Source organism: Thermocatellispora tengchongensis, from assembly GCF_014202315.1.
In the GTDB taxonomy this organism is placed as follows: domain Bacteria; phylum Actinomycetota; class Actinomycetes; order Streptosporangiales; family Streptosporangiaceae; genus Thermocatellispora; species Thermocatellispora tengchongensis.
Genome location: NZ_JACHGN010000002.1, coordinates 461,088 through 483,919, shown reverse-complemented (window position 1 = coordinate 483,919; position 22,832 = coordinate 461,088). Strand labels below are relative to the sequence as shown.

The 22,832-nt window shown below is 69.1% G+C and carries 19 protein-coding genes and 4 tRNA genes; 8 read left to right on the top strand and 15 right to left on the bottom strand.

Going from position 1 to position 22,832, the window contains the following annotated elements; genetic code table 11:
• Nucleotides 1-129: 129 nt before the first annotated feature.
• From HNP84_RS05510 to HNP84_RS05500, 3 genes are all read right to left on the bottom strand, one after another.
• Entirely contained in the window at nucleotides 130-1,104 is a 975-nt protein-coding gene (locus HNP84_RS05510; protein WP_185048252.1) for a Bug family tripartite tricarboxylate transporter substrate binding protein, read from the bottom strand.
• 85 nt (nucleotides 1,105-1,189) lie between these two features.
• Nucleotides 1,190-3,010 carry a glutamine--fructose-6-phosphate transaminase (isomerizing) gene (glmS, locus tag HNP84_RS05505; protein WP_185048251.1) on the bottom strand — a complete coding sequence of 607 codons (1,821 nt, stop codon included), beginning with the start codon at nucleotides 3,008-3,010 and terminating at the stop codon, nucleotides 1,190-1,192.
• A 13-nt stretch (nucleotides 3,011-3,023) separates the two neighbouring features.
• Nucleotides 3,024-3,299 (bottom strand): hypothetical protein, encoded by a 276-nt coding sequence (locus HNP84_RS05500; protein ID WP_185048250.1) that lies wholly within the window; start codon nucleotides 3,297-3,299, stop codon nucleotides 3,024-3,026.
• A 239-nt stretch (nucleotides 3,300-3,538) separates the two neighbouring features.
• On the opposite strand from HNP84_RS05500, the gene HNP84_RS05495 reads away from it, so the two are divergent.
• The 6 genes from HNP84_RS05495 (at nucleotide 3,539) to HNP84_RS05470 (ending at nucleotide 7,077) form a co-directional block, all read left to right on the top strand.
• Nucleotides 3,539-5,527 carry an N-acetylmuramoyl-L-alanine amidase gene (locus HNP84_RS05495; RefSeq protein ID WP_185048249.1) on the top strand — a complete coding sequence of 663 codons (1,989 nt, stop codon included), beginning with the start codon at nucleotides 3,539-3,541 and terminating at the stop codon, nucleotides 5,525-5,527.
• Between the two features lie 31 nt (nucleotides 5,528-5,558).
• A tRNA-Gly gene (locus tag HNP84_RS05490) sits at nucleotides 5,559-5,631 on the top strand.
• Between the two features lie 13 nt (nucleotides 5,632-5,644).
• Nucleotides 5,645-5,718: transfer RNA gene (locus tag HNP84_RS05485), tRNA-Cys, on the top strand.
• 70 nt (nucleotides 5,719-5,788) lie between these two features.
• Nucleotides 5,789-5,861 (top strand) — tRNA-Gly (locus tag HNP84_RS05480).
• A 13-nt stretch (nucleotides 5,862-5,874) separates the two neighbouring features.
• Nucleotides 5,875-5,949, top strand: a tRNA-Val gene (locus HNP84_RS05475).
• Between the two features lie 453 nt (nucleotides 5,950-6,402).
• Nucleotides 6,403-7,077 carry a hypothetical protein gene (locus HNP84_RS05470; RefSeq protein ID WP_185048248.1) on the top strand — a complete coding sequence of 225 codons (675 nt, stop codon included), beginning with the start codon at nucleotides 6,403-6,405 and terminating at the stop codon, nucleotides 7,075-7,077.
• A gap of 700 nt (nucleotides 7,078-7,777) precedes the next feature.
• Here HNP84_RS05470 and HNP84_RS05465 read toward each other — a convergent pair.
• The gene (locus HNP84_RS05465) at nucleotides 7,778-8,227 is read right to left on the bottom strand and encodes a hypothetical protein (RefSeq protein ID WP_185048247.1); all 450 of its coding nucleotides are present in this window, start codon (nucleotides 8,225-8,227) and stop codon (nucleotides 7,778-7,780) included.
• Between the two features lie 401 nt (nucleotides 8,228-8,628).
• Between HNP84_RS05465 and HNP84_RS05460 the strand changes: the two genes are divergently transcribed.
• The gene (locus tag HNP84_RS05460) at nucleotides 8,629-9,225 is read left to right on the top strand and encodes a DUF6461 domain-containing protein (RefSeq protein WP_185048246.1); all 597 of its coding nucleotides are present in this window, start codon (nucleotides 8,629-8,631) and stop codon (nucleotides 9,223-9,225) included.
• Nucleotides 9,226-9,325: 100 nt separating this feature from the next.
• Here the strand turns inward: HNP84_RS05460 and HNP84_RS05455 are convergent, their stop codons facing one another.
• The 7 genes from HNP84_RS05455 to HNP84_RS05425 all read right to left on the bottom strand — a co-directional run bounded on the left by HNP84_RS05455 (nucleotide 9,326) and on the right by HNP84_RS05425 (nucleotide 17,642).
• Nucleotides 9,326-9,613, bottom strand: coding sequence for a TIGR04076 family protein (locus HNP84_RS05455; RefSeq protein ID WP_221335875.1), 288 nt, complete (start codon nucleotides 9,611-9,613; stop codon nucleotides 9,326-9,328).
• A 105-nt stretch (nucleotides 9,614-9,718) separates the two neighbouring features.
• Entirely contained in the window at nucleotides 9,719-9,925 is a 207-nt protein-coding gene (locus HNP84_RS05450) for a hypothetical protein (RefSeq protein ID WP_185048245.1), read from the bottom strand.
• Nucleotides 9,926-10,331: 406 nt separating this feature from the next.
• Nucleotides 10,332-11,756 (bottom strand): ABC transporter substrate-binding protein, encoded by a 1,425-nt coding sequence (locus HNP84_RS05445; RefSeq protein ID WP_185048244.1) that lies wholly within the window; start codon nucleotides 11,754-11,756, stop codon nucleotides 10,332-10,334.
• Nucleotides 11,753-11,977: a hypothetical protein gene (locus HNP84_RS05440; protein ID WP_185048243.1), complete on the bottom strand. Its 225-nt coding sequence runs from the start codon at nucleotides 11,975-11,977 to the stop codon at nucleotides 11,753-11,755. The genes HNP84_RS05445 and HNP84_RS05440 overlap by 4 nt, the downstream gene beginning before the upstream one ends.
• Nucleotides 11,974-14,790 carry a branched-chain amino acid ABC transporter permease/ATP-binding protein gene (locus tag HNP84_RS05435; protein ID WP_185048242.1) on the bottom strand — a complete coding sequence of 939 codons (2,817 nt, stop codon included), beginning with the start codon at nucleotides 14,788-14,790 and terminating at the stop codon, nucleotides 11,974-11,976. Before HNP84_RS05435 ends, HNP84_RS05440 begins: the two co-directional genes overlap by 4 nt.
• 1 nt (nucleotide 14,791) lies before the next feature.
• The gene (locus tag HNP84_RS05430; protein WP_425586090.1) at nucleotides 14,792-16,852 is read right to left on the bottom strand and encodes an MFS transporter; all 2,061 of its coding nucleotides are present in this window, start codon (nucleotides 16,850-16,852) and stop codon (nucleotides 14,792-14,794) included.
• Between the two features lie 250 nt (nucleotides 16,853-17,102).
• A complete protein-coding gene (locus HNP84_RS05425; protein ID WP_185048240.1) occupies nucleotides 17,103-17,642 on the bottom strand; it encodes a hypothetical protein in 540 nt (179 codons plus the stop codon).
• Nucleotides 17,643-17,817: 175 nt separating this feature from the next.
• Here HNP84_RS05425 and HNP84_RS05420 point away from each other — a divergent pair, with 175 nt between their 5' ends.
• A complete protein-coding gene (locus HNP84_RS05420) occupies nucleotides 17,818-18,636 on the top strand; it encodes an SDR family oxidoreductase (RefSeq protein ID WP_185048239.1) in 819 nt (272 codons plus the stop codon).
• A gap of 70 nt (nucleotides 18,637-18,706) precedes the next feature.
• Here HNP84_RS05420 and HNP84_RS05415 read toward each other — a convergent pair whose 3' ends face one another.
• From HNP84_RS05415 to HNP84_RS05400, 4 genes are all read right to left on the bottom strand, one after another.
• Nucleotides 18,707-19,552, bottom strand: a complete 846-nt coding sequence (locus tag HNP84_RS05415; protein ID WP_185048238.1) for an enoyl-CoA hydratase — start codon at nucleotides 19,550-19,552, stop codon at nucleotides 18,707-18,709.
• Nucleotides 19,545-20,981 carry an AMP-binding protein gene (locus HNP84_RS05410; RefSeq protein ID WP_246517882.1) on the bottom strand — a complete coding sequence of 479 codons (1,437 nt, stop codon included), beginning with the start codon at nucleotides 20,979-20,981 and terminating at the stop codon, nucleotides 19,545-19,547. The genes HNP84_RS05415 and HNP84_RS05410 overlap by 8 nt, the downstream gene beginning before the upstream one ends.
• A 168-nt stretch (nucleotides 20,982-21,149) precedes the next feature.
• Complete coding sequence (locus HNP84_RS05405) at nucleotides 21,150-21,815, bottom strand: TetR/AcrR family transcriptional regulator (protein WP_185048237.1); 666 nt, start codon at nucleotides 21,813-21,815, stop codon at nucleotides 21,150-21,152.
• A 132-nt stretch (nucleotides 21,816-21,947) separates the two neighbouring features.
• Nucleotides 21,948-22,829, bottom strand: a complete 882-nt coding sequence (locus HNP84_RS05400; protein WP_185048236.1) for an SDR family NAD(P)-dependent oxidoreductase — start codon at nucleotides 22,827-22,829, stop codon at nucleotides 21,948-21,950.
• Nucleotides 22,830-22,832 lie beyond the last annotated feature (3 nt).

The following is a 22,832-nucleotide window of genomic DNA, read 5'->3' as shown; positions in this document are numbered from 1 at the left end:
GCTCCGCGCCCCGCGCCGCGTCGTCCCCCGCACCCCCGCGGGGGCCTGGACCTCGCGCGCACGCCGGACGGCACGCGCGCGCCGCCCGCCCGGGCGTTCCCGGGCTCGGCGACGCGCTAGATCCTACATCTAGTGGCGATCAACGCAAGTACCCCTACAAGTTGTGCCGGGGCGGGTACGGAGCCCGAGATCGCGGAGGACGGTCCTGATCCGGACCAGCTCGGTGCCGAGCCACTCGCCGAAGCCGTCGCCGGTCAGGTGGATCATCGTCCAGCCGTGCGCGCGGCACTCCTCCCGCCAGACCGGGGAGTCGCCGAGCCGGTCGCACACCTCGATCGCGAGGTCGCGCTCGCCCTCGCGCATGCCGCGCGGCCCGACCAGGCCGCACCAGTCGGCGTAGTCCACGCCGACGCCGCATTCGAGCAGGCTGGGCGCCTCGACGTCGGGCAGCCGCTCGGCCGAGGAGACGGCCAGCGCCCTGGCCTGGCGGGCGGCCACCCGGTCGCGCCAGCCCCGCACCGGGCCGATGGCCACCGGCACCCTGCCGCCGAGCATGGCCGAGGCGACCTGGTCGCCGCTCGCGTACGCGCGGTACTGCACGCGCCGCGCGTCCACGCCGAGGCCCTGGGCGATCAGGCCGTACAGCAGGTGCTCCGGGCCGCCGACGGGGCCGCCCGCGACGGTGAGGCAGCCGGGGTCGCGCCGCAGGGCGTCGGCGAGCGCGCCGAAGTCGCGCAGGCGCGAGCCGCGCGGCACGACCACGACCTGACGCTCGCCGACCAGCCGGGCGAGCGGGGTCGCCTCCGCCTCCTCCGCGCCCCGGCCATCGCCCGCCTCGCCCGCGGCGAGCACCGCGAGCCCGGTGACGACCCAGGCCCCCTGCGCGGGCCCGCCGCCCAGCCGCACCCGGCGCGCCAGCCGCTCCCGGGCCAGGGCGCGCGCCAGCGCCGCCGCGACCTCGCGCACCCGCGGGTCGGCGCGGGCGGCGGGAACGACGGCCACGTCGCGCAGGGCCCGGCCGCGCCCGGAGCACCCACCCACGGCGCTCCCCGTGACGGCGACGGCCACTCCGGCCCCCACCGCGAAGAAGCGCCGCCGCCGCATGACCCCTCCCCGCTACGCACTGTCCGGCATACGTCGCATTCTGTCACAGACGACACCGGACAGGGACAGAGGGGGTCACATTCCGCTACTCCACGGTCACGCTCTTGGCGAGGTTGCGCGGCTTGTCCACGTCGCGGCCCAGCGCCACCGCCGCGTGGTAGGCGAAGATCTGCAGCGGGATCGTGAGCAGGATCGGGTCCAGCTCGACCTCGTTCTTGGGCACCACGATGCAGTCGTCGACCAGCTTCGGCTCGGCCACCCGGTGGCCCACCATCAGCACCTGCCCGCCGCGGGCGCGGATCTCGCCGAGCGTGGTGAGGTTCTTGTCCAGCAGCTCGTCGTCGGGCACGATCGCCACCGTCGGCATGTCGGGGCCGATCAGCGCGAGCGGGCCGTGCTTGAGCTCGCTGGCCGGGTACGCCTCGGCGTGCACGTAGGAGATCTCCTTGAGCTTCTGCGCGCCCTCGCGGGCCACCGGGTAGCCGCGCACCCGCCCGACGAACATCATGCTCGGGTGCCCGGCGTACTTGCGGGCCAGCTCGGCGATCTCCTGCTCCTTCTCCAGGATCTCCGCGATCTGGCCGGGCAGCCGGCGCAGGCCCTCACAGATGCGCCGCCCGTCGGCGGGCGAGAGGTCGTGCACCCGGCCGAAGTGCAGCGCCAGCAGCCCGAACGCCACCGCCGTGGAGGTGAACGCCTTGGTCGAGGCCACCGACACCTCCGGCCCGGCGTGCAGGTAGACGCCGCCGTCGCACTCGCGGGCGATGGCGCTGCCGACCGTGTTCACGATGCCCAGCACCCGCCCGCCCTTGCGCTTGAGCTCCTGCACCGCCGCCAGCGTGTCGTAGGTCTCGCCGGACTGGCTGATCGCGACGTACAGCGTGTCGTGCTCGACGACCGGGTTGCGGTAGCGGAACTCGCTGGCGGGCTCGGCGTCGGCGGGGATGCGGGCCAGCTCCTCGATGAGCTGCGCGCCGATCTGCCCGGAGTAGTACGCCGAACCGCAGCCGATGATCTTCACCCGGCGGAACGCGCGGGTCTCGTGCGGGGTGAGGTTCAGCCCGCCGAGGTGGGCGATGTGGAAGCGGTCGTCCAGCCGTCCGCGCAGGGTCCTGGCCACGGTCTCCGGCTGCTCGGAGATCTCCTTGAGCAGGTAGTGCTCGTAGCCGCCGGTGTCGTAGTGCCCGGCGTCCCAGTCGACGGTCAGCGGCTCCTTGGCGGTCTCGCGGGCGTCCATGGTGAAGGTGTGGAAGCCGTCGGAGTCGAGCACGGCCAGCTCGCCGTCCTCCAGGTGCACGACCTGGCGGGTGTAGCGCACCAGGGCGGCGACGTCGGAGGCGGCGAACATCTCCTTCTCGCCGATCCCGAGCACGATCGGGCTGCCGTTGCGGGCCACGACGACCTCGCCGGGCCGCTCGGCGTCCAGGACGGCGATCCCGTACGTGCCGACCACCGACTTCAGCGCGGTCCTGACCGCGTCGGCGAGGGTGTCGGTGTCCTTGACCGTGCGGGCGATGAGGTGGGCGAGCACCTCGGTGTCGGTCTCGGAGGCGAACTCGGCGCCGTCGGCGGTCAGCTTGGCGCGCAGCTCGTCGGCGTTCTCGATGATCCCGTTGTGCACCACCGCGATCCGCTCGGAGGAGTCGAGATGGGGGTGCGCGTTGACGTCGCTCGGCACGCCGTGGGTGGCCCAGCGGGTGTGCCCGATGCCGATGCCGCCCTTGAACCGCGCGGGCACGGCGGAGGCGAGGTCGGCGACCCTGCCCTTGACCTTGCGGGTCTTGATCCCCTTGTTGAGGACGGCGAGCCCGGCGGAGTCGTACCCCCGGTACTCCAGGCGCTGGAGCCCCTCCAACAGGATCGGTGCCGCGTCCTTCGGCCCGACATAGGCGACAATTCCGCACATAGAAAGGCGCTCCTTACCCGTAGACGATCCTGCGGAGCTGTCTTGTGGACAGCTCCGGCGCCGCGACCCGCCGCGACCGCAGTTCGGCCGCGATCCTCGGGAAGATCTCATCGTTGGTCAGCCCCGCGGACTTCAGCTCGGCGTGGCGGCGGCGGACGAACTCCTCGGCGGGCTCGGAGAAGAACGCCAGCACGTCCGCGATGACCCGCGCCGCCTCGCCGGGACCGAGCCCGCTGGTCCGGGTGAGATGGATGATCAGATCCTCATGAGGATGCCGAGTCGTGGACACAGAGCAGGACCTTACGCATCCAGGAGCCCGAACACCAAGCATCCTGCCCGATTTCGGGCAGGATTGCGCCCTTGTAGCGGGAGATCCGAGAGAAAACAAAGAGAAGCCTGGTAAGTCTCCCGCACACCACCCGCCCCAGCGCCCTCTCCGGCCGAACACGCCAGGGGCCGCCTGAACCGGACGCGCGGCACGGATGGCTACCCTGAGCAACATCACCCGGACAAGGAGTAGCAGCCGAGATGCCCCGATCACGCACCTGCGCTTTCGCCCTGGCCGCCCTCCTCCCCCTGATCACCGCCGCCACCCCATCCTCCACCCCGTTCGTCCCGCCTGCCGGCGAGGACCCACGCCAGGCCGCGTACGCCGAGGCCGCCAGGACGTACGGCGTACCCGAGGAGATCCTGCTCGCCGTCTCCTACCTGCAGTCGCGCTGGGACACCCACGCCGGCCGGCCCAGCACCGCGGGCGGCTACGGCCCCATGCACCTCACCGCCCCCGTCGAGCTGCCGCCGCGGGCGCCGGACGACCTCCGCGGCGACGGCTCCGTCCCCGCGCACGCGCCGATCCCCCGCGCGACCACCACCACGACCGACCAGATCGCCCTGGCCGCCCGCCTGACCGGCCTGAGCCCCGCCGCCCTGCGCACCGACCCCGCGGCCAACATCCGGGGCGGCGCCGCCCTGCTGGCCCACCACCACCGCCGCCTCGCCCCCACCGCCCCCGCCGGCGACCTGGCCGGCTGGCGGGAGGCGATAGCCGCGTACGCGTCCCCCACCCCCGGTTCCGGCGCGTCCTTCGCCAACGAGGTCTTCGCCACGATCAGGACCGGCGCCACCCGCACCACCGACGACGGCCACCGGGTCCGCCTGCGCCCCGCCCCCGTCCCGGACCCGGCCCCCTTCCGCGACTCCGCGGCGGAATGCCCCCCGGAGATCGCCTGCGACTGGCTGCCCGCCGCCCACCGCACCTACGCCAAGGGCAGGTACGGCAACCACGACCGCACCCTCGACGGCCGCCGGATCGACTACATCGTGATCCACGACGGCGAGACGACGTACGACGCGATGACCAGGCTGCGCCGCGACCCGAAGTACGTGAGCTGGCACTACACGCTCAGATCCCAGGACGGCCAGGTGGCCCAGCACGTCCGCACCCGCGACATCGCCTGGCACAGCGGCAACTGGTACGTCAACACCCACTCCATCGGCCTGGAACACGAGGGCTACCTGGCCAGCGGCGGCACCTGGTACACCGAGGCGATGTACCGCTCCTCGGCCAGGCTGGTCAGGTACCTCGCCGACAAGTACGACATCCCGCTCGACCGCGCCCACATCCTCGGCCACGACAACGTCCCCGGCACCACCCCGGCCACGGTGCGCGGCATGCACGTGGACCCCGGGCCGTACTGGGACTGGGCGCACTACTTCACCCTGCTCGGCGCCCCCCTGAGCCCGTCCGCCGGCTACGACCAGGCGATGTGGCCCCCGCCTTCGCCGTCCTCGTCCGCCATGGTCATGATCCTCCCCCGCTTCGAGGCCAACCGCCCCCGCTACACGGGCTGCGTCCGCAACCGCCCGCGCCGGCCCTGCCCGTCCCAGGGCTCATCCGCCGTCTGGCTCCACTCCGCCCCGGACGAGACGGCCCCCCTGGTCCGCGACCCCGGCCGCCACCCCGACGGCGCGCCGTCCACCACCAGCGTGTACGACCACGCCGCCCGCGCCTCCACCGGCCAGACGTACGCCGTCGCGGGCCGCTCCGGCGACTGGACCGCCATCTGGTACCTCGGCCGGCGCGCCTGGTTCCACGACCCCGCCTGGGCCCCCGCCTCCGCACCGGCCGAGGGCGTCCTGGCCACCCCCCGCCCCGGCGCCGGCCCCGTCCCGCTCTACGGCCGCGCGTACCCGGAACCCGCCGCGTACCCGCCCGGCGTCCGCCCCGAGCCGCTGACTCCCCTCCAGTACCGCCTCCTCCCCGGCCAGCACTACACCGTCGGCCTCACCGTCCGCTCCTCCTACTACCGCGCCTCCTCCCGCAACCCCGCCCGCCATCGCCGGGTGACCGGCAGGCTCGTCTACCACCAGATCCAGTTCGGCCACCGCGTGATGTTCGTCCGAGCCGGCGACGTCACCCTCCGCCGCACCGCCCCCCAGGCGATCCACGCCGCGAAAACTTCGTCAAATCCACCGCCGTCGGCCTCGCGCGTACGCCGGACGCCCGAGGAGCGATAGAGTTCACCTGTGACCCCGCACAGGGGCGCACGCGGACGTGGCTCAGTTGGTAGAGCATCACCTTGCCAAGGTGAGGGTCGCGGGTTCGAATCCCGTCGTCCGCTCGGGAACCATCCCGGTGGAGTGGCCGAGAGGCGAGGCAGCGGCCTGCAAAGCCGCGTACACGGGTTCAAATCCCGTCTCCACCTCCACGGACTCCGGCACTCCCGGAATCCGCTAAAGTAGTGACCACGCCGAGGGCCACAAGCCCAAAGCGATCACGCGGACGTGGCTCAGTTGGTAGAGCATCACCTTGCCAAGGTGAGGGTCGCGGGTTCGAATCCCGTCGTCCGCTCTGATGCAAGCCGGGGCGATTAGCTCAGTGGGAGAGCGCTACCTTGACACGGTAGAGGTCACTGGTTCAATCCCAGTATCGCCCACCACCGAATCCCCAGGTCACCGGCCTGGGGATCTTCTTTTTGAACACCGTTGACCATGGAAATGGGAGCACACTGCTCCCGGAAGATCGCTGCCCGACCCTCGTACGGGTAGTGGTCATGGATGGCTCCCTATCGGAGCTCCGGTCGCGGTCACCTGACGCCAGGCGAACCGGGAGCATGCGCACGTCATGGCGCTCCACTCCCTCATCGAGCCGCCTCGCGTGCCCGCTCCCAGTAGCGCTGCAGGCCCTTCACCAGACGCGTGCGCATCGCCTCTGTGACGTGGCTGTAGCGGCCGGAGATGCCCTTCATCCGGTGCCCCATCCGCTCACTCGACGGCCAAGCCAAAGTCACCCCCAAGCCCGCCCCTACACCATCGCCTTCGTCACCCCAGCCGCCGGCACCCTCCCCCCTCTACCGCCAACCCCGCTACTGGCGCTGGCCACCCGCCCGGCAATGGCTCTGGTCCATCGCCTCACGAACCAGCTACACCCACTACCACCGGACCCCACCAACCTCGAACCCACCGACACCGACGTCATCCGGCTCTCCGTCGACTGGCACGCCGTCGTCCTGCGCGACGGCATGGCCGTCATCGGCATGCGCCCCGACCAAGGAACCCACGATCCGTACTTCGGCTACGCCGAGGTCTACCTACGCTCCACCTACCTCGACGCCATCCTCCTCGGCCTACTCCAAAACCACCGACTGACCCACCTGGAGGTCATCGCCACACTCGACTCGGCCAAGACCACCGCGATGGCCGACCTCGAACAACAGATCAGCACCTTCCGCCACCAGATCTGGGCCCAACACCTCACCCCGCACGGCACCCCGAACAAACTCCTGACCGTCTACCAGAGCCAGCACACGCTCCGCGAGCGCTTCGAACAACTCCTCACCGAGATCAGCGACTTCAATCGACTCACCCGGGACGACGAAAGCCACCACGCCAACAGCGCCATCGTCGTACTCACCCTGCTCACCGTCCCCGCCGACATATCCCTCGCCATTTTGGAGGTCCTACAAACCTCATCGCCGTCGTGGCCGCCGCCTGTTTCGTTCTTACGGCCTTCCTTCTCCGCACACGCTCCGCGCGTCTCGCCTTACGCGCATTACGCCGCCGCCTGATGCAGTAATACTTTACCTTCCCGATCTCCATCGAGTACATGCGCCGCTAGATCGATCCACAGCGCCGTCACCTCGCAAACGTGGTGAACGCGTGGGCAAAACTGCTCATCACAATCGGTCGGCACGGCGAGCGCGAGCAGGAGTCCTGCCAATCACAGCGATGGCCAGTTCAACGGACAGAAAGCGTATTCTGTTTGGTAAAGCTCGCAGCTTGCCCCGATCGCTTGCCGAATGTCGAGTCTCGCGAGACTTGAGCCCCGCCATTCACCAACCTGGCCTCTCATGCGATTTGTCTCAGTAAGGCTACTGCCCCGCCGGGTCCTACAGGATGTGAAAGCGGTCCCCTTACACCAACTTGAAGGAGCGACAAAATATCAACCCGCAAGCGTCCAACCGAAGGACGCTGAACGACCGCCCATATAGGCACTACGTCTATGTAGCTAACCCGGCGCGCCCGGAGGATCCAGGACCGAGGCCATGTGACTCTTCGACCAGCTTCACGATCTGGCCGAGGACCCGGGTGAGCATCGACGTTGTGGACGACTTCAGACGAGAGAGCGCGGTTTTACCTCTGCCCATTTGTCCAGACCCGGCGACGGGTTCCCCTTTCTGACAGCACTCCTCCTCTTCATCGTGTACTGCCACTGCGGGATGGGCATCGCCGGGCTGAATTCGAATTTTTCTAGGATCTTACAGATTACTAGCGGTAGGGTATTACGGACAGCAGAACACACGAATCCGAGCGCAGGCGACAAACGTCCTTTGCCTTTTTGATCTGCGGATCCTCGGCGACCCAGTCGGCCAAGCCGTTCAGCCCTTTCAGCGACTCGATCCAGACGCTGATCTGGTCCCATTTTGCGGACTCCATATGAATGAAATCACCCTTCGGTGCGACGATCCTCCACCCTCGCTCCGAAAGTCGTTGATTGGCAACGGCTATCGCCTCGGACGTTCCCTTGGTCCCGACATCGACTACCATGACATCGGTAACTTGAACGATGTTCTTGTAGATCTCTTCTGTTTCAACCTCTGCGACCACCCTGCCGATGCCGGCCGCTTCGATTACAGCGCCAGGATCAGCCTCCAGTCTGACAGTCTCCCGAAGGGCGCATCCTGTGAGTGTGAGCGAGACGCCGAGGACGGCAAGCATCGACCTGATTGTCGTTAACGCTGCTCTCTGGGTATTCATAAGGAGCATGGGGGCCGGCCCTTCTGAATGTTGGTTCGGATCCAGAATTCTATCAGCAGTTGCCCCCAATACTCGTTGGCCGCGGCCCAGACCCAGCCCATCATTGCATCGTGGCGTTTCATCCCTTCCCGTACGCAACAACAATCCAGGGAGCAAGCTCACCCGGGCGCAACTTCTCACTCAGGTAAATCAGCAGGACCGGCAATACCGCCGCCGGTGCCACCCAGGAGATCTTCTGGTCAAGGTACCGAGTGCTGGACGGCGACCGATTCTATGTCGAACCACTTTCTAGGTAGTAGCTGATAGTATTACCGCCCGGGGCGTATCCACCTACGCCCCGGGCAGTTTTTTAAGGAGGGCATATGACCATAAGCGAGGCGGAATCTCACTACCGACGCCTCGTTTCACGCTGGTTCGAAGACACATTCTGCATCACATGGACACACGGGTTGGATGTCGAAGAGGTGGCCGCAGTGTTCGACAGCGGAATCGATACTGGTCGTCGCCTGGATTTCGTCGACGCCATGAACGCAGCCTCAGATGCGCGCGAAATCGCCGGGGAACCGTGTTCCGGGATTGCGGGTCGCCTTGGCCGATGGACGGTCACCATCGAGCCTAAGGGATACAAGGGGTCGTTATGGGAAACAATGCGAACGCTGTCCGAGAAGGGCACCACGATCAGTGTGCTCTATAGCTGGAACGCTCAAACCCTCGATTACACCGTGCACGGCGAACATATTGCTGGTATCGACCTATTCGAAACCGCGACTCCCACAGGGGGCAGCGACCCCCACCGACTCGATCCCCACTTGAAAGGCCTGTCCTTCGACGACGAACTCTCCATCAAGGCATCATCTCTCGTCGTATGCGAGCGCATAACGGGCGAACGCCTCGACGAGGCCTGGCTTGCTCGCAAACATCGATGGATGCTATGGGAGGATTTGGACTCCTACCAGTGAAAGCTCCATGCAAGCAAGAACCGCGGCGGCAAGGGGTGCGCGCCAAGAGGGCCGCCGATCTACTGATGATCCCGGGTTCGGCACCTTAGAACATCGGTAATCAGGGTCGGTTACTACCAAAGTTCAGGGTGACGCGGCGGGTGCGTTCGATGCGCATGATCAGGCGTTCCTCCGGGTCGGGGCAGGCGATCAGGTTGTCACGTTCCAGCCAGTCGCGCGGCGGCAGGTCGCGCTGCTTGGCGGGCAGCAGCGGCAGCGCGGCCTGCAGGGCGTACACGCAGAAGTGCCGGCCCTCGGGCACGCGCGGCTCGCAACTGTTGGTCAGCTCGAAGTGGTCGCCGACGCGCATGCCGCACACCGACCGCCCTTCGATGCGCTCGACGCTCACGCGCAGGTCCCGCCATGGGCAAGGAACTGCGAGGGGGCCGGCATTGGACCGCTGGCGGGTTGGAAGGGAAGCACGAGCTCGAAGAGCGGGTCGAGGTCAGGCGGCTCAGTTCCCGGCGGAATCGTCCAGCCCCATTCGCGCTCGGTGGCGGTCCACACCTGTTGCAGGTGGGGGATATGGGGCGGCGAGTCCGAGTTCGTCCGGAGAGGCGGGCAGCTTCGTGGCCAGTCGCAGTGCGCGGTTCCAGTACACGTCGATGACGAACACGTTGTAGCCGCCTCGGCGCTGGATGGCGACGTATCCCTTGTTCATGACCGGCTGCCAGGCGATCGGCGAAACAGGCGACCTACTACTCGACCTTGTTACTTCAGACCACGGCCGGCTGAGGGAGGCGATCCGAAAGAGGGGATCAGGAGGAGTTGTAGCGGCTGGCCTAGGGGATGGAAATCCTGCAGGCCAGGCATCAGGGGGCGAAGGTGGTCACGACCTTGAGGGCGCCTCGACGCGGCATGCGGGCGATTCGGGAGCAGAGGCAGGTCATCGTGCTCCCTCTGCTCATCTGGCCGCGTTGCGCGTCCGCTCCCAGTACCGCTGCAGACCCTTCACCAGCCGCGTCCGGATCACCTCGGTGACACGACTGCAGCGGCCGGCCGCTCACAAGGCAGGACATCGGACACGCGGCCGGGTCGCCGGCCTGTCTCCGTGGTCGCGGCGGATGTCAGCGCACGTCCACTGGGGATCCGGCGGCGGAGTAGGACTTGGTGGCGCTGGACCAGCGGACGGGTTGCAGTTGGTCGGAGTAGCCGGTTTTGCCCGGTGCGAAGGTGCCTCGGAGTACGGCGGGGAGGCCGTCGATGGTGCCGATGCGTTCCAGGGCCTGGACGAAGCTGCGTGGGTTGAGGTCGGTTCCGGCGTCGGTCGCGGCGCGCACGAAGACCTGGGTAATGGCGCAGATGAGGGGGACGGCGCTCTGCTCTCCTGGGGGAATCTTTTTGGTCGTGGTGGTCTTGTGGTAGTTGTCCAGGCACGCCTGGTTCTCGGGCGTCGTGGGCGCGCCGCCGCGCGGCCAGGCGTTGTTGGTGAAGCCGATGACACCGTCCAGGCTCTGGCCGGCATTGGCCAGTACGCCGTTGGACGCCAGAGATCCCAGGTCGCTGGTGAGGTACTGCGGGCGGTAGCGCTGAGCCTCTGCCAGGGCGATGAACCGGAGTGCGTTGGCGAAGTCGGATGCGAGCATCACCGAGTCGACACCGGCGGACTTCATCTTCTGGATCAGAGCGGGGATCTCCGAGACGCTGTTCGCCGGGTCGAGCTCGCCCATGACGGTCAGCGGGTATCCGAGCCTTTCGAGGGTGTCGGCCGCGGCCTTGCCCGAGAGCTGGTAGGTCGACCCGTCCGCGACGGTGAGCATGCCGACTTTGCGGCCCTTGACGAATCCCGCCTTCACCAGGACGTTGGCCCAGTTTCGCTGGAGCTGTTCGAGCGGGGGATCGAGGGTGGCGAGGAGGCCGTGGGAGTCCCGGTAGACATGTTCGAGCGCGGGGTACCGCGTGACGACGGGCAACTGGTACTGCAGTGCGGCGCAGGTGCCGGCTTCGTAGGTGAAGCCGATGACCGCGAAGACCCGCTCGTCCTTGGCGAGCCTGGTGCAGATCGCCTTGTCGGAGTGCGGGCCGGTCGTGGCGATGGTGTCGCGGCTGACGTAGATCGGTTCGATCGTGCGCCCGTTGATTCCGCCGCCGGCGTTGATGGCGTCGAAGAGCGAGTCGAATGCCGCCTGCTGGAGCTCGACCTCGTAGTTCGGGAGGCCGAGCCCGAGCGAGGCGACCGAGGAGAGGTCGAGGAGGACGACGCCGACCTTGATCGTGGTGCCGGTGACGCCCTGGGCGACGTCGGTGATCCGGCCGGCGGTCGAGGTACCGGTCGAGGCGGGGGCTCCGTCCGTGCGGGTGCTTCCGCTGTCGATCTCGATGGGACCGGTGTCGCCGCGGCGGGCACCGGCATCGGCCGGTGCGGACGAGGCCAGGGCGAGCGGAAGCACGAGGCCGATGGCGAGCAGCAGGCCGGAGACGGCGACGAGCACGCCGTACGCGCGGGCGGGTGCCATCACGTGGAAGTGCTTGTCGTTCGACGGGCCGGTCATAGGTATCCCTCGGAGCGGAGCGTGCGGGGTTCGGTTCGGATGAGGCGGGCGGCGGCGCCGGTCTCCTGGTCGTCGTGGTCGCGGGAGTCGAGTACGGGCGGCAGGGTCACGGCCAGGAGGACTCCCGCGAGGATCACGGCCAGGAGGATCGTCTGCCACTGCCCGGCGGTCAGGCCGAGCGGGGGGCGGGTGCTGCGGCTGCTGCGGCTGGTCTCGGTCATGGGTGATCCTTCGCGCCGGTGAGGGCGTCGCTGCGTTCGATCGCCCGCTTGTCGGTGCCCAGGTAGGCGGCGACGACGTCGGGGTTGTCGCGGACGGCCTCCGGAGCGCCCTCGGCGATGAGCCGTCCGGCGGAGTAGCAGTACAGGCGGTCGGAGATCGACATGACCAGCGGCATGTCGTGCTCGATGATGACGACGGTCGCCGACAGCTCGGTCTGGATGCTCTTGATCAGCGGCCCGAACGCCTCCGACTCCTTCTGCGCCACGCCGGCCGTGGGCTCGTCGAGCAGGAGCACGTCGGCTCCTTGGGCGAGCAGGCAGCACATCTCGACGATGCGCCGGGTGCCCGTGGAGAGCTCGGAGGTGAGGGTGTGGGCGTAGCGGCCGAGGCCGATGAAGTCGATGTAGGCGTCGGCGTCGGTGATCTTCCGCCGCTCACTCGTCCATCCGGCGGGGAGAGCGAGGAGGGACGGAACGAACTCCGAGCGTTTCCGCGCCTCCAGCGCGACCCGTACGGTCTCGTGGACGGTGAGGTCGCCGAAGAGTCGCGCGTCCTGGAAGACACGCCCCACCCCGAGCGCGGCCCGCCGGTGGGGGCTGAACGATGTGACGTCGAGGCCGCCGATGTGGATCCGGCCCGACTGCGGACGGATGAAACCGCTGATGACGTTCATCAGGGTCGACTTGCCGGCGCCGTTGGAGCCGATCACGCCGACGACCTCGCCCCGGGCGACCCGCAACGAGGCGTCCTTGAGCGCCACCCTGCCCCCGAAGGCGACGTCGACTCCGCTGACCTCGATCGCCGGCGCGGCCTGGTCGGCGACGGGACGGGGCTCGGGGCGCGGCAGCGCGTGGATCGGCGGGCGCGAGGGAGCGGGCGGGGCCTCGCGTCCGCGGGCGAGATGGGTGAGGAACGCGGAGCGCGCCGACAGCGCGAGCTGGGTCAGACCGCCGGGCTGGAAGAGGATGAGAGCCAGGACGCCGATGCCGGAGGTGGCGAGGCTGACCGAGACCGACTCGCCGAACAGCGCGGGCAGGCCGACGAGGTAGATCGCACCGAGGACCGAGCCGGAGACCCGGCCCAGCCCGCCGATGACGACCATCGAGATGATGAAGGTCGACTGGTCGGGGCCGAAGATCGCTGGGGTCGTCGTCGCGGTGAGGGCGAACTGACCGGTGGCGGCGGCGTAGAGCCCCCCGGCCAGGCCGGCGAGCGCGCCGGCGAAGACGAACGCCGAGAGCTTCGCCGCGACCGGCGAGACCGCGAAACTGGCCGCGGCCCGCTCGTTGTCCCGCACCGCGACGATCGAGATCCCGGCACCGGTGCGGCGGAGGCGGGCGACCGCCGCGGCGGTGACGACCAGGACCACCAGGGTGAGGAAGTAGACGGTGCGCTCGGAGGAGAGGTCGAGCAGTCCGAACAGCTCCAGCTCGGGGAAGGTGTAGGTCGGTCCCTCGCCGAACAGGTCCTGCCCGTACAGCCATGACTGGCAGGCCACGGCGAACGCGAGCGTCGTCATGGCGAGGAACGGGCCCTTGACGCGCAGCGCCGGGAGGCCGACCACGAACGCGGCGATGCCGCCCGCGACCGCGGCCTCGGCGACCGCGGCGAGGAACGGGACGCCGTGGCCGGCGAGCTGGGTCGCCACCAGCGCGCCGATGCCGACGAACGCGAACTGCCCGAGCGTCAGCTGGCCGGCCCATCCCGCGAGCACGGTCACGGAGAGCCCGATGAGCGCGAAGATCAGGACCTTGGTGAGCATGTAGGTGCCGGCCGAGCTGGTGAAGACCAGCGGGAGGCACGCGGCGACCACGACCGCGGCGACGGCGGTGATCAGCCCGGAGCGGCGCACCCACCACAGGTTCCGCATCGCCTCTGGCAACGGCGGCGTCTTCACGGTGATGCCCAGCCCGTCCGCGCTGGAATCCACGTCGCGCCGGCGCAGGAGGGTCATCACCAGGATCGCGATGAACAGGACGAGATCGGTCGAGCCGGTCGGTGCGCCGTTGGCCGTCATCACCGCCTCGACGACACCGACGACGATGCCGCCGATCAGCGCTCGCGGCATCGAGGTGAGGCCGCCGACGAGGGCGGCCGCGAGCGCGTGCAGCAGGAGGCTGGGGCCGACCGACGCGGTGGGGAGGCCGACGACCGCGCCGGTGACGGGGTTGAGCAGAGCCACGGTCAGCACCGCGAGCGCGCCGGAGATCGCCCAGACCGTGGTGGACACCCGCATGACCGGGACGCCGGCGAGCTTGGCGCGGTCGGGGTTGTCCGCGGAGGCGCGGACGGCGATGCCGAACGGCGTCTTCGTCAGGAAGAGGGTCAGGCCGACGATCACGGCCGGAACGAAGGCCAGCATCATGAAGTGCGGTGAGCTGAGGACCACTCCACCGAACTCGGCCTCGCGGTTCAGGGGCGACGGGAAGGGAGCGTGGTTCTCGATCTCGGGGAGGAGCACCCGGGCGAGGAACGCGACCTGACCGACCCCGAGAGTGGCGACCAGGAGGATCAGGCGAGGCGACTTCGCGAGCCTGCGGATGACGCCCATCTCGACGACCGCCCCGACCGCGGCGCCTGCGGCGAGTGAGGCGGCGAACGCGAGCCAGAAGTTCCAGTGCCAGTCGAGGACGAGCTTGGCCAGGAGCGCCGCCCCGAAGACGCCGATCTCGCCGTGGGCGAGGTTGATCACCTTGGTGGCGCGGTAGACCAGCACGATGCCGGCCGCGAGGATGGCGTACGCGAGTCCGGCGAGGACTCCGAACACGAGCATGTCAGACTCGATCGCCCAGCCCGTTCCGGGGATGCCCATGTCAGGCACCTCCCGTGCCGAGGAAGACCGCGCGTACCAGGTCGTCGCGATGGGCGAGCTCCTGGGCCGGGCCCTCGAAGCGGACCTGGCCCTTCTCCATGAACACGGCCCGGTCGGCGATGGACAGGGCGATCTTCACCGACTGCTCGACGATGACCATGGTCACGCCGTCGGCCTTCAGGCCCTCGACGATCGACAGAACCTCCTGCACCATCACGGGCGAGAGGCCGAGGGAGAGCTCGTCGATGAGCAGGATCTCGGGGCGGAGGAGCATCGCGGTGGCCAGGCCGAGCATCTGCTGCTCGCCGCCGGACAGCGTGCCGGCCGGCTGGTCGAGGCGTTGCCGGAGGATGGGGAACCTGTCGAGCACCTCCCGGGCTCGCTCCTCGAGGTCGCGGGAGTCACCGAGCAGGGTGTAGCCGCCGATGAGGAGGTTCTCCGAAACGCTCAGGTTCGGGTAGACCGAACGGCCGCCGGGGACCTGGACGATCCCCAGCCGTACCCGCGTCGCGGGGTCGGCATAGGTGACGGTGCGGCCGGAGACACGGACCGCGCCGCGGTCGGCGTACTCGAGACCGGAGATGACGCGCAGCAGGGTCGACTTGCCGGCGCCGTTGGTGCCGAGCAGGGCGAGGGTCTCCCCCTTGCGGACCTCCAGTGAGACGTCGAAGAGCACCTGCACCGGCCCGTAGGAGAAGTCGAGGCGGCTGACCTGGAGCAGCGGCGCCTCGTCGCCCCGGGCGAGACGGAGTCGCTCGTTGCGCTCCTCCAGCAGGTCGGCGGCGGCACGCGCGATGTCGCGCGGCAGGTGCCCGGCGCTGCTGGCCAGGACGAGGCCCGCCAGGATCGAGGCCGCCGGCGCGACCACGGCGATGGCGGTCCGAGCGCCCCAGGACTCCTCGGCGAGGCCGGTCACCAGTGCCCCGCCGAGTCCGCCGACGAGCGCCAGGTAGAGCCCCACGACCGCGAACGCCGTGGCACGGAACTCCGCCGGGGTGACCGCGGCGACGACGAGAGTCAGCGGGACCAGGCCGAAGAAGAGAATGCCGGAGGTGACCATCCCGACGACGACGTACGTCGCGAGGTTCGGGGCGTACGCCTGGATGCCGAACCCGATGCCGAGCGCGGCGAGCGCTCCGCTGCCCATGTAGAGACACGCCGCGGGGCTGCGCCGGAAGAGACGGTCACTGTACGTGCCACCGAGTGCGGCGCCGGCCAGCCCGCCGATCGCGGTCATGGCGCCGATCACGCCGCGCGCCTCGACGCTCTGCCCGAAGTGGTCTTCCAGGATGAGGCTGAGGTAGATCGGGATCGTGGTCACGCAGAGGCCGAACGCGCCGAGCGCCACCATCACGGAGTAGAAGGTGCGGATCTTCTTGAGGCGGGCGAACGCCGCCGCGAGGGTGACCGGGAGTGCGTGGGGGTCGGGAGGCAGCTCGCCGCCGAGCAGCGCCTCCTGTTCGAACCGCCCCCGTACGGGCTCAGGCAGGCGCAGGACGCCCAGCGCGAGCAGGACGCCGGGAACGGCGAGGGCGCCGAACGCCCACCGCCAGGCGTCGTGGTCGCCGGGCACGATCACGGCGACGACGGCCGCCAGCACCGGCCCGAGCGCGATGCCGAGCGGAAGCCCGCTCCTGTGGAGGCCGAAGACCCGGCCGCGCCCCGCCGGCGGGTAGGTGTCGGTCAGGATCGACCCCTGGATCGGCCCCTCGTTCGCCTTGCCGAGCCCGGCGACGATCCGGACGACGACCAACTGCCACAGGGCCTGGACGAACCCGAGGAAGACCGCGGCGACCGCCCAGCCGAGGGTGCAGATGCCCGCGATGAACGTGCGGCGGAAGCGGTCTCCGAGCGAGCCGAGCGGGACAGCGCCCAGGGAGACCATGACGCCGGCGAGCGCGCCGACGACGGCGACCGCCGAGGACCCGATGCCGAGCGACTCGCGGATGTCCGGCGCGAAGACGGTGAACATCGCGTTGTCGATGCTGTCGAGCACCGCGAGGCCGAAGAGCAGGCCGATGGTGCCGCGCCCGCCGATGGACACGACCTGTTTGAAGGTCATCTCCGGCGCGGGTGCGGCTTTGAGCGCGGTCTCCGCGTCGCGCAGGGCGCCGTCCTCGGTTCCGGGGTCGTGCGGGCCGTCGAGTGTCTGTCCGGCCAGCACGGCGGAGGCGAGGGATCGAGGGTCGCCGCTCACTCCGCGATCTTCTTCGGTCATCGGTCCCCTTTCACGGCGCGGTCGGTCTGCTCGGTCGGCCGGTGGCTCAGCGCTTGACGGTGACGGTCTGTCGCCCCGAGGCCGGGGGGAACCGCTACTCCTCGGGCGTGAACGGGACGGCCGACGCGGAGAGGGCGCCGACGGTGGCGGCGTCGGCGAGCAGGACGCCGCACGTGAACCCGGCCTCCCGGTCGGCGGCGGTGGTGGGGCAGCGGCGCGTGACGCCCGCGTTGTCCTGCGCGGAGAAGGGCTTGTAGGTGACCTCGCAGGTGATCTTTCCTGCGGCGTTCGACTTCACGGGCTTCAGGGTGGACCTGTCGGGTGCCGACACTCCGCCCCCGTCGGTGTCGTAGGCGGCGATGAGGCAGTAGTAGGCCGTCGAGGGGGTGGCGCCCGTGGACTTGGCGGTCAGGACCGTTCCCGGTGCCACTCCGGTCTCGGGGGTGACCTCGGTCTTGAAGTACGTCGTGCCCGGTGCCGTCGTCTCCCGGCCGCTGCCGGCCGCGCTCGGCGTGGCGGACGCCGGAGTCCGGCTTGCTCCTTGCACGGAGTCATCGCCGCCCTGGGCGCACCCGGCGACAGTGACGGCCAACATCAGGCCGGCAGCCCCGGCGGCGAACATCCTCTTGCGCATTCTGGGTTCCTTCGGTGGTGAATTCCCCGTAACACGCTGCTCACGATACTATGTTGCTCAGCATAGACACAACAGGTCAACACAGGAATGACCTGACGAGTCAATGCCGACCGACAGAGATCCATGGCTCCACGAAGGATGGCCCGCCTGAGGGCCATCGAAGAAGGGCGGACTTGTGAGGGAGTGGAAGGGTGCGGTCGCCTTCATCACCGGCGGCGGCCAGGGCATCGGGCTGGGCATCGCGCGCGCCCTGGCCAAGCGCGGCGTACGCCTCGCGCTGGCCGACATCGACGAAGCGGCGTTGAGCTCCAGCCGGAGAGAGCTCGCACAGGTGACGGACGTCGAGGTCTTCCGGCTCGACGTGCGGGATCGTCAGGCGTTCGCCTCGGTCGCCGACGAGGCCGAGTCGAAGCTGGGCCCTGTCAGCCTGTTGTTCAACAACGCCGGCATCGCGCCGTACTCGTCGCTGTCGAAGATGCGGTACGAGATGTGGGACCTGACGCTCGGCGTGAACCTGATGGGCGTGGTCAACGGCCTGCAGACCTTCGCGCCTCGCATGATCGAGCGCCGCGAGGGCGGCTACATCGTGAACACCGCGTCGGGCGCCGGACTGGTCGGCGGCCCGAACGTCCTCTACACGACCTCCAAGTACGCGGTCGTGGGGCTCTCGGAGTCGCTGAAGCGGGATGCGGCCAAGTACGGCATCGAGGTGAGCGTGCTGTGCCCCGGCCCCGTCGCCACCGACATCCTGAGCAACACGGAGCGGATCGGCGAGGGCCTTTCCGTCGTGCACAGGGAGGGCGCCAACAGGGACACCGAGGCGTTCCTCAGATCGGGCACGAGCATCGACGCCGTCGGCGAGATGGTCATCGCCGGCATGGAGGCCAAGGCCATGTGGATCCACACCGACGGCTCGATCAAGGACTACGTCAGGATGCGGATGGAGGCTCTTCTCGCGTCGATGCCCGACCCGGTCGCCGACGAGGTCTCCTGACTCGCGAGCCCGTGGACGGCGACGGCCTCCGGCGCGGTGCGCCGGAGGCCGTCGCCGCGATCTGGGGCGGCTAGCGCTTGGAGAGCTGCCGGATGACCTCGATGCCGGACGGGTCCACGGGCAGGCCGTCGAAGACCGCGCGGGCGTTGGCGTGGCCGGTCTGGTGCAGGGCGAAGGCGTGGCGAATCGCGTTGAACTGCCCCTGGGCCTCCAGCGCTCCGTTGACCGACATCTTGGCCAGTTTCAGGCCGAACGCGGGGCGCTGGGCGATCTCGGCGGCCAGGTCGAGGGTGAACTTCTCCAGGTCGTCGCGTGCGACGACGTGGTTGACCATGCCGAGCCTCTCGCACTCGCGGGCGGTGAGCGCGTTGCCGCGGAAGAGCATCTCCTTGGCCTTGCGGGCGCCGAGCTCCCATGTGTGGGTGTGGTACTCGTGCCCGTTGACGGCGAAGGCGACCGTCGGGTCGGCGAAGGTCGCGTCCTCGCTGGCGATGATGAGGTCGCACGGCCACACCAGCATCAGACCGCCGGCGATCACCTTGCCCTGGACCTGGGCGATGGTCGGCTTCGGCACATTGCGCCAGCGCCAGCACATCCCGAGGTAGAACTCCTCCTCGTTGGCCATGCCCCCGGCCTGGCCGGGCTGGAGGTAACCACCGGTCATGCAGTGAGGTTCGAAGTCGGCGCCGGTGGCGGTGTTCGTCAGGTCATGCCCGGAGGAGAAGTGGGGCCCGTCGGCCGCCAGGACGATGACCCGGATGTCGTCGTCGAGGGTGGCCTGCTGGAACGCGGTGTCGAGCTCGTGGAGCATCTTGTAGTCCTGCGCGTTGCGCGTCTCCGGGCGCGCCAGCGTGATGCGTGCCACCCGCTCGGCCGGCACGTCGTAGCGGATCCGCTCGAAGGTGGTCTCAGGCATTGCTCTTCATCCTCTCGATCGCGGCGTCGCGCATCTGGCTGCGGCGTACCTTGCCGGAGTCGTCGCGCAGCGGCTCGTCGATGAACTCGATGGAACGGGGGATCTTGTAGCGGACGAGCCTGCCGGCGAGGAAGTCGAGGATCTCCTGCGCGGTCGTGCCGGGCTCGGCCTGCACGAGGGCGTGGACCCGCTGGACGAGGTCGTCGTCGGGAAGGCCGACGACGACCGAGGAGAGCACCTGGGGGTACTGGTCGATCGCGGTCTCGACCTCGGCCGGGTAGACGTTCGCGCCACCGCTGACGATCATGTCGACGCGCCGGTCGCTGATGTAGAGGTAGCCGTCCTCGTCCTTCCAGCCCAGGTCGCCGAGGCTCTCCCAGCCGTTGAGCGTCCTGGGCTCGGCGCCGACGTACTCGTAGCCGATCCCCATGCCGTCGCCGCTCTTCATGTAGATCTCGCCGATCTCGCCGGGAGGCAGCTCGACGCCGTGGGGGTCGAGGACCTTCATGTCGCCGACGAAGGGCCGGCCGACCGAGCCGCGGTGCTCCAGCCACTCGGTTCCGGTGATGAGCGTTATCGCGATCGACTCGGTTCCGCCGTAGATCTCGATGATCTTCTCCGGCCCCAGCAGCTCGATCCACTTCTCCTTCAGCCACTCGGGGCACTTGGACGCCGTGTGCAGCAGGGCCCGGATCGACGACAGGTCGTACTTCCCGCCGGCCTCGATGATCCGGTACATGCGGTGCATCATCGTGGGCACGAGCATCAGCCAGGTGATCTTGTGCTTCTCGATCAGCCGCAGCGTCTGCTCGGCGTCGAACCTGTTCATGACCACGATGTGCTGACCCAGGAGCAGGCCGCCGACCGACATCGCCAGCGCCGAGTTGTGGTAGAGCGGCGCCACGACGGCCTGGGTGTCCTCGGATGTGTAGCGGAACACGATCTGGTTGATCGCCGGAGACCCCTCGGCGGCGGCGCCGGATCGGATGATCTTGGGCCGTCCGGTGCTGCCACCGGACGTGGGCGCCTTCCACGCCGGGGAGACGACCTCGGGCAGGGGCTCGTCGCTCACCGACGCGTCCGGCTCGAACCCGGCCGGCAGCGCGACGTACCCGGGGTGGTCCTCCTGTCTCACGCCGACGAGGAGTGCGGCCTTCGCGAGGTCGATGATCGCCTGGCGCTCCGCGATCGGAAGGCGGTACGACAACGGCAGCGGCACCGCACCGACCTTGAGCGTCGCGAAGAAGGCGACGTAGAAGTCGATGCCGTTCGGCAGCCCGACGGCGACGTAGTCGCCGAACCTCACCCCCTTCTCGGCGTAGACCCGGGCGAGCCGGTTGGAACGCCGCTCCAGCTCGCGTCGGGTGATGGAGTCGTCCTCGTAGCTGATGGCGACGAAGTCCGGGTCCTCGTCCGCGAGCCGGGCCATCGTCCGCACGAACGGTTCCGACGGGCTGACAGCCATAAGCCGCTCGATCTCCGCAGCGTCCATGGCACACCTCTCTCGTCGTGGGATCAAGCAGGCCAACTCTATGTCACTCGACATAGAATTAGGCAAGTAACAGTTCAGAGAGTTTCGACGACGAGGCCGAACGGGTCAGTCGGTGGTCTTGCCGGCGTCGCAGCCGCCGGGCGCGTCGTCGGCGGCCGGCAGGGTGGCCCACAGGTCGGCGAGGTTCTTGTCGAACTGCTCCGCGACCAGACGCAGGGCCTCGTCGAGATCGAAGCCGTCGGGGTCGATGAGCGCCTGAAGGTGAATTCCGTAGAGCGTTCCGGTGAGCGCCACCGCGAAGGTGCGCTCCCGCTTCGACGCGATCTTGGGATCGACGCCCTTGGGGCGTTGCGCACGCAGCCAGAGCGCGACACCGCGGCGCCGCTGGGTGAGGAACTCCTGGTACTGGCGGTGGACGGCGCCCGTGCTGCTCATGGCTTCGGTCAGGATCATGAACAGCAGCGCCGAGTTGCCGCCACGCACCCACTTGGCGTAGTCGTCGAACAGCTCGGCGAGCGTCGGCAGAGAAGCGTAGTGCTCGATATCGACCGCACGCTCGATCGCGCGTTCGACGACGGCCATCACCAGACCGTGCTTGTTCTTGAAGTGCCATGGGATCGAGCCACGGCTGATGCCCGAGCGCTCGGCGATGTCGACGAAGGACGTGCGGTCGAACCCGCGCTCGGCGAACAGCTCTTCGGCTGCGTCGAGGATGCGGCGGCGACTCTCGTCGCCGATCTCGTCGATGCGGCGGCGTCCTCGGGAACTCACAGCGGTCATCCTAGGGCAGCGATCCCACCGGGGCGCGCGGCTCCGGGGTCACCGGCGCTCGCCCGCGATGGCGGACCTCGGCCGCGCGCCCGATCCGGGTGCGCGCGCTGCCGACGATCGTGCCCCTCCGCGTCATACGGCCTGCTCCGCGGTCGCGTCGAAGCTCGCCAGGAAGCTCTCGGCGTGCCTCATGGCCGCGGTCAGCTCGTCGTTGCGCCGGCGGAGGTACTCCCCCAGCTCGTTGCGGGTGGCGATGTACGCCGCGTTCGTCTCGACCGCGCCGAGGACCAGCTCGCCGACGCCGTCGGGAGAGGCGCCCTGATCGTTGAGGAGCTTGTGAGCGGAGTCCAGGATCCGGGTCACCCGCTCCGAGTGCGGCGGCGCGGTGTCAGGCCGCAGGCTTCGGGTGTTCTCGACGATGTCGGTCGCGACCGGTCCGGGGAAGAGGACCGAGACTCCGACATCGAAGTGCGCCAGCTCCCGCCGCAACGACTCGCTCATGCCGATCACGGCGTACTTGCTCGCGTGGTAGAGGAACCCGGAGCCCGCCTCGACGAGGCCGGCCTCGGAGGAGGTGTTCACCACGTGGCAGCGGCGGGGCGAGGCGAGCATCCCGGGGACGAACGTCTGGATCCCGTTGTAGACGCCATCGAGGTTGACCCCCATGACATGGCCCCACATCTCGTACGAGAGCTTGCTCGGGCTGACGGAGTCGATGATGCCCGCGTTGTTGAAGAGCAGCGTCACCTCGCCGAGGTCGCGGTGGACCTCGGCCGCGACGCGGGCGTACCGCTCACGGTCGGTGACGTCGAGCTGGTAGCAGCGCAGCCGGGCCGGCGACGCGCCGAGCCTGTCGCGTGCCCGCTCAAGGGCGCCCGCGCTGATGTCGGCGATGGCGACGTTCGCGCCGCGGCGCAACAGGGCCCGGACGATGCCGAGACCGATGCCGCGCGCGCCGCCGGTGACGAAGGCGACGCGCCCTTCGAAGTCGGTGATGCCGTCGTTGGTGCTCATCAG